At 66.1% G+C, this 6,513-nt stretch carries 6 protein-coding genes; all 6 read left to right on the plus strand.

What is annotated here, in order from left to right; all coding sequences use genetic code 11:
* Nucleotides 1-159: 159 nt before the first annotated feature.
* Entirely contained in the window at nt 160-1,314 is a 1,155-nt protein-coding gene (locus tag GJV64_RS00235) for a CaiB/BaiF CoA transferase family protein (RefSeq protein ID WP_164155291.1), read from the plus strand.
* A 36-nt stretch (nt 1,315-1,350) separates the two neighbouring features.
* Complete coding sequence (locus GJV64_RS00240; protein WP_164155292.1) at nt 1,351-2,151, plus strand: IclR family transcriptional regulator domain-containing protein; 801 nt, start codon at nt 1,351-1,353, stop codon at nt 2,149-2,151.
* A gap of 316 nt (nt 2,152-2,467) precedes the next feature.
* Complete coding sequence (locus GJV64_RS00245) at nt 2,468-4,648, plus strand: TonB-dependent receptor (RefSeq protein WP_164155293.1); 2,181 nt, start codon at nt 2,468-2,470, stop codon at nt 4,646-4,648.
* Between the two features lie 16 nt (nt 4,649-4,664).
* On the plus strand, nt 4,665-5,267 hold the full coding sequence (gene wrbA / locus GJV64_RS00250) for an NAD(P)H:quinone oxidoreductase (protein WP_164155294.1): 603 nt from the start codon (nt 4,665-4,667) through the stop codon (nt 5,265-5,267).
* A gap of 41 nt (nt 5,268-5,308) precedes the next feature.
* Complete coding sequence (locus GJV64_RS00255) at nt 5,309-5,857, plus strand: VOC family protein (RefSeq protein ID WP_164155295.1); 549 nt, start codon at nt 5,309-5,311, stop codon at nt 5,855-5,857.
* Nucleotides 5,858-5,861: 4 nt separating this feature from the next.
* The coding region (locus GJV64_RS00260; RefSeq protein WP_164155296.1) for an alpha/beta fold hydrolase at nt 5,862-6,513 on the plus strand (652 nt) is incomplete at its 3' end.

The raw sequence follows: 6,513 nt of genomic DNA on the forward strand, positions 1-6,513 counted from the left end.
GCCGGTGTGCGTGGCAACGGTCGGCAATCGGGCGGGCGAAACCAGCGCGTTTTGGGCTCCGGATCGCGCCAATTGGCCGCGAAACTGGTGCAAAACCGGGCGCAAACGGTGAGTTTCCGGTGCCGGACGGGCAAATTCAAGGCTGGGAGGACGCGACAGATGCAGGATCAGGCAAGTGCACTGCCGCTGGCAGGGGTGACGGTGCTGGAAATGGGCACCTTCATCACCGGGCCGTGCGCCGGCATGTTGCTGGCCGATCTGGGCGCCCGGGTGATCAAGGTGGAGCAGCCCGGCAGTGGCGACCCGTTCCGGGCCTACAAGGGCTCGCTCTACAGCCCGCACTTCCAGACCTACAATCGCAACAAGCAGTCGATCACCCTCGACACCCGCGGCGCGGATGACCTGGCGGCCTTCGATGCGCTGGTGGGCGAGGCCGATGTGTTCATCCAGAATTTCCGTCCCGGCGTGGCGAAAAAGCTGGGCGTCGATTTCGAGCGCCTGAAGTCCATCAACGAACGGCTTGTTTACGCGAGTATTTCGGGCTTTGGCGCAAGCGGGCCCGATGCCGACCGGCCGGCGTTCGACACCGTGGCCCAGGCCGCCAGCGGCTTCCTGCGCCTGCTGGTGAACCCTGAACATCCGCGTGTCGTCGGCCCGGCGATCGCGGATGCCATGACTGGCTTCTACACCGCGCAGGGCGTGCTGGCCGCGCTCTATCGCCGGCAGCAGACCGGGCAGGGCGGGCTGGTTGAAACCTCGATGTTCGAGGCCATGGCGCACTTCAACCTCGATGATTTCACACATCTTTTCGCCGCTGACCAGGTGATGGGGCCCTACAGCCGCCCGCACGTCTCGCAATCCTATGTGTTCCAGTGCAGCGACGGCCTGTGGCTGGCCCTGCACATGAGCTCGCCGCCCAAGTTCTGGGAAAATCTGGCGCTGGCCGTGGAGCGGCCGGACATGCTGGCGCAACCGGCCTTTGCCAGCCGCGATGCCCGGATCGCCCATTATGAAGACGTGGTCGCCTATCTGGCGCCGATCTTCGCGGCGCGCACGCGGCCGGACTGGCTGGCCCGCCTGCGCGAACTGGAAGTGCCGTCGGCGCCGGTGGCGACCACTGTGGAAGTGCTTGAGAACGAACAGGCGAAGCATCTCCAGCTGGAGGTGCGGACCAGCGGCCCGATGGGCCTGTTCCGCACCATCCGCTCGCCGCTCTCCTTCGATGGCCAGCGCAACCTGGCGGTCACCGCACCGCCGCTGCTGGGGCAGGACAACGAGGCGGTGCTGGGCCGACCGGCTCAGGCCGCGGAATAGTTGACCGCGCCGGCCTCTCCCTGCCAAGCCATGCCAATGGCTGTGCCCAAGGACCCCGAGTATCTTTCCACCCTGGAACGGGGCCTGAAGGTGCTGCGCGCCTTCGATGCGAGCCGGCCAGAGATGGCGCTGGTGGATGTGGCGGCGGCCACTGGCCTGTCGCCAGCTGTGGCAAGGCGCTGCCTCAAGACATTGGTATCGCTGGGCTATATAAGGCAAGACGGGCGGCGTTTCCTGCTCACGCCGGAAGTGCTGGCCTTTGGCTCGGCCTATCTGAGTTCGATGAACATCGAGACGGTGGCGGTGCCGCCGCTGCAGGCGCTGTCGGCCCAGACCGGCGACTCGGTGAGCCTGGCCGTGCGGTCGGGGCGCGAGATCCTCTATGTCGTCCACATCCCGTCCAACCGCCGGATCCGGATTGGCGCCGGGGTGGGCACCCGCTTTCCGCTCAGCGCCACGTCAATGGGCAAGGTGCTGCTGGCCTTCCAGGGCGAAGCGGCGATCGAGGCCTTTCTGGCCGAGGCGCCGCTGCCGCGCCTGACCGAGCGGACCATCAGTGATGCGGACGGGTTTCGCGCTCGCCTGAAGAGCGTTGTCGATCGGCGCTACGACAGCGCGCTTGATGAACTGGACTATGGCATCGTCTCGGTGGCGGTGCCGCTGTTCGATGCCACTGGCAAGGTGGTGGCGGCCATCAACTGCTCCACCTCCACCACCCGCATCAGCCAGGACGAGCTGGTGCGCACCCGGCTGCCGTTGCTGCAGGCCGCCGCTGGCGCCATCGCGGCCGAGCTGCGCCGCTTCCCCAAGCTGGCTCGCAGCCTGCAGGGGGCCTGACCGCGCCGGCACGTTCCGTGTGTGCTCGAAATGACACGGTTCTGCAGGTTTTTGCGGCAGGTTTTCGGGTGTTTTGACAGGGTTTGCAGCGATTGTTACGGGTTTTTCGCGCTTTTTGAAGCGTTTCGCGCTGGTGCTTTGGAAGGGCGCGCGTGGTGCGGCGAAACGGCCGTGTCATCTTCGCATATCGAACTTGACTTCGCATGACGAAAGTCTAAGGCCCCCAGCACAGCGTCATCCGCCACGTTTGGCAGGTGACGAGGGTTCCGCATGGGGCCGGGGCATGGACCCGGACCCGGCACCAGGGGAGACGATCATGATCATTGCCAACCGCGCCATCGCGCGCCTGCTCATCACCACGGCCATGGCCGCTGCGGCCCTGCCGGCCTTCGCCCAGGACGCGGCCCCCGCTGCGGCCGAAGACGGCGGCGAGATCATCGTCACCGCCACCCGCCGTGCCGACACGCTGCAGAACACGCCGGCCGCTGTGGCCGCCTTCACCGCTGCCACCATCCAGTCCGCCGGCATCGAGCGCCCGGCCGATTTCATCGCGCTGACCAGCAACGTCAACCTGGTGCAGACCCAGAACGCCGGCAACGCCTTCGTGATCATCCGCGGCATCACCCAGGCCCGCAACAGCGAGCCGTCGGTGGCCGTCATCGTCGATGGCATCCAGCAGGTGAACCCGGCGCAGTTCAACCAGGAACTGTTCGACATCGAGCAGATCGAAGTGCTGAAGGGTCCGCAGGGCGGCCTGTGGGGCCGCAACGCCATCGGTGGCGCCATCGTCATCCGCTCCAAGGCGCCGACCGACGAATTCTCCGGCAAGATGACCGCCGGCATCGACAATGGCTTTGGCTATTATGTGCGCGGCAACCTGTCGGGCCCGGTCGCCGAGAACCTGAAGTTCCGCCTCGCCGGCAGCTGGTATGACACCGATGGTTTCATCCAGAACACCTTCCTCAACGAGAAGGCCGATCCGATCAAGGATCTGAACCTGCGCGGCAATCTGCTGTGGACTCCGGAGCCGGGCTTCGAGCTTGATCTGCGGGTCGCCTATTCGAACCTGCAGACGCAGGCGCTCTATTTCAACATCGTCAACGATGTGAACGACACCTCGCTGCCGGTGCGCGTCAACAACCGCGGCCAGAACGACCGCGAGATCTGGAACGCCGCCGTCAAGGTCCGCTACGAAGGCGACTTCGGTGCGATCCAGAACGTCACCAGCTATGACCGGCTGACCGAAGTGCTGACCGGCGACGCCTTCAACTTCCTGCCCATCGAGGAATCGCTGTTCTTCCAGTTCTTCGGGTTCGACCTGAACCAGAGCCAGTTCCTCGAAGTCGATGCCTGGTCAAACGAACTGCGCTATGAATCGCCGACCAGCTGGCCGGTCGAGCTGACGCTCGGCACCTACATGGTGGGCACCAACCGCTTCATCTCCACCGGCAACATGGTTGACACCGGCGCCGGCGTGTTCCCGGTGTTCCGCGAGCCGCGCCTGACGGGCAACAATCCGCAGTTCAGCTTCCTCGCCGATGGCCAGCGCAACTTCGCCTGGGCGGTGTTCGCCAACGCCAGCTGGAAGATCACCGACCAGCTGCGCCTCGATGGCTCGCTGCGCTATGACCGCGACACCCGCCGCAACACCACGCTGACGCCCACCGCCTTCCTGCCCAACGTGCCCGGCTTCCCGCAGGGCGTGACCGGCGAAGTGCGCCGTCGCCAGTTCCAGTCGTGGCAGCCCAAGTTCACCCTGTCGTACAAGCCGGTGGACAATGTGACGCTTTATGGCGGCTGGAGCCGTGGCTTCCGCTCCGGCGGCTTCAACCAGACCGGCGTCGGTTCGGTGGCGTCGGGCAACGGCATTGTCGGCGTCTCCGACATCTTCCAGCCGGAAGTGGCCGAGACCTGGGAAGTCGGCGTGAAGACGCAGACCGATGACCGGCTGCTGACCTTCAACGCCGCCGCCTTCACCACCCGCACCGAGAACAGCTATTTCTTCGTGTTCCTCGCGGCCAACTCCACCCAGAACCTGGGCAACGTGCCGCTGGCGCAGATCAAGGGCTTCGAAGCCGACCTGACTCTGCGGCCGATGCAGGGCCTCGACCTGAACGTTGGCCTGGGCTTCACCGACAGCAATATCAAGAGCTTCCCGGATGCGACACGGATCGGCAACGAACTGCCGCTGATCAGCCGCTACACGCTCAACGCCGGCATCAACTACACCCGGCCGATCACCGACACGCTCGACCTCAACTGGCGCGTCGATTACAATCGCATCGGCCGCACCTGGTGGGACGTCGAGAACAGCACCAGCCGCAACCCGGTCGATCTGGTCAACATGCGCCTGGGTGTGTCGTCGAAGCGCTTCAGCGTGACGGCGTTCAGCCAGAACCTGTTCAACGAGATCTACAACGCCGAATTCTCGCCCGGCGGCTTCGTGTTCAAGGCGCGCCCGCGCCGCTATGGCATCGAAGCCAGCTTCAACTTCTGATCGTCCGGAGACACTGATGGCCCGCGTTCTCGTCCTCTACTATTCCAGCTATGGCCATATCGAGACCATGGCGGCGGCGGTGGCCGAGGGCGCGGGCAGTGTCGAAGGCGTAACCGTTGACGTGAAGCGGGTGCCGGAACTGGTGCCGGCCGAAACGGCAGCAGCCTTCCACTTCAAGACCGATCAGGCCGCCGCCATCGCGGACCCGAACGAGCTGGGTGACTATGATGCCATCATCATCGGCACGCCCACCCGCTTCGGCAACATGGCGGCCCAGATGCGCAACTTCCTCGATCAGACCGGCGGCCTGTGGGCCAAGGGCGCGCTGGTCGGCAAGGTCGGCGGCGCCTTCGTGTCCACGGCCAGCCAGCATGGCGGCCAGGAGACCACGCTCACCAGCATCCACACCACGCTGCTGCACCATGGCATGATCATCGTCGGCCTGCCCTACAGCTTTGCCGGCAACACGATCATGAGCGAAGTGAGCGGCGGCACACCCTATGGCGCCTCAACGCTGGCCGGCGCCGATGGCAGCCGCCAGCCGTCGGCCAACGAGCTGGACGGCGCCCGTTTCCAGGGTCGCCACACCGCCGAAATTGCCAAGAAGCTGTTTGGCTGAGCTGTTCGGCCGAGTATCATTCAGGGGAGGAGGAAGCGATCATGACCATCACCCGTCGCCCGAACCGGCTGCATCACACCGCCTATGTGACCAAGGACCTGGAGGCCACGCGCGCCTTTTATGAGGATGTGATCGGCCTGCCGCTGATCGCCACCTGGACGGAACAGGACGAGCTGTTCGGCAAGCTGCGCACCTATTGCCATGTCTTCTTCGAGCTGAACGACGGCTCGTGCCTCGCCTTCTTCCAGTTCGCGGACCCGGATGACCAGGCCGAGTTCGGCCCCGAGATCCCGTCGAGCCCGTTCATCCATGTCGCCCTGCACGTCGATGCCGACACGCAGGCGGACCTGGAACAGCGCATCGCGGCGGCCGGCATCACCGAGCCGGCCACTTATGTGCTCGACCATGGCTATTGCCGGTCGGTCTATGTCACCGATCCCAACGGCATGATCATCGAGTTCACCTGCGACACGCCGGGCGCGCTGGAACCGGCCATCGATGCCGAGCGCCGCGCCACCGCCCATGCCGAGTTGAAGCGCTGGCTGGCCGGCGACCGCCGCAACAACAATCCCTATCGCCACGCCGCGTAAGGGCATGAGCCGGGCCGCGGCGCTGTCCGCCGATGGCGCCTTCGCCGGCGGGCAGGTGCAGCGCATCGCCGTGCCCGGCGGTGAGCTGGTGGTGGAGGTGGCAGGGTCTGGCCCTGCCATCCTGTTCTGGCATGGCTGGACGCTGGATCGCCGCCAATGGCGCGGGCAGGGCGCGTTGGCCGACCGCTTCACGCTGGTGGCGGTGGACCGCCGCGGCTTCGGCCAATCGACCGCACCGCCCGACCTCGCCGAGGAGCCGACCGACGTCGCCCGCGTGGCAGATGCGCTCGGGCTGGCGCGTTATCATCTCGTCGGGCTGAGCCAGGGCGGCAAGGTGGCGCTGGGGCATGCTGCACAGCGCCCCGCCGGCCTTGATCGGCTCGTCGTGATCGGTGCGCCGCTGGACATCACGCTGGCGGTGACGCCCGAGGCGGTGCCGATTGCCGAGATGGCAGACCTGGCCCGCGCCGGCCGGCTCGATGACCTGCGACAGCTGTGGCTGGCCCATCCCTTGACCGCCGGCAGGCCCGAGGTGCGCGCTGCCCTCGCGCTGATGCTGGCCCGCTATGACGGGCGTGACCTGGTTGCGCCGGGCCGCCCGCTGCGGGTCTCGCTTGACGACGTGCGCCAGATCGCCGTGCCGGCCACCGCGCTGG

It is taken from the genome of Sandarakinorhabdus rubra, from assembly GCF_010994245.1.
Taxonomy (GTDB): Bacteria; Pseudomonadota; Alphaproteobacteria; order Sphingomonadales; family Sphingomonadaceae; genus Sandarakinorhabdus; species Sandarakinorhabdus rubra.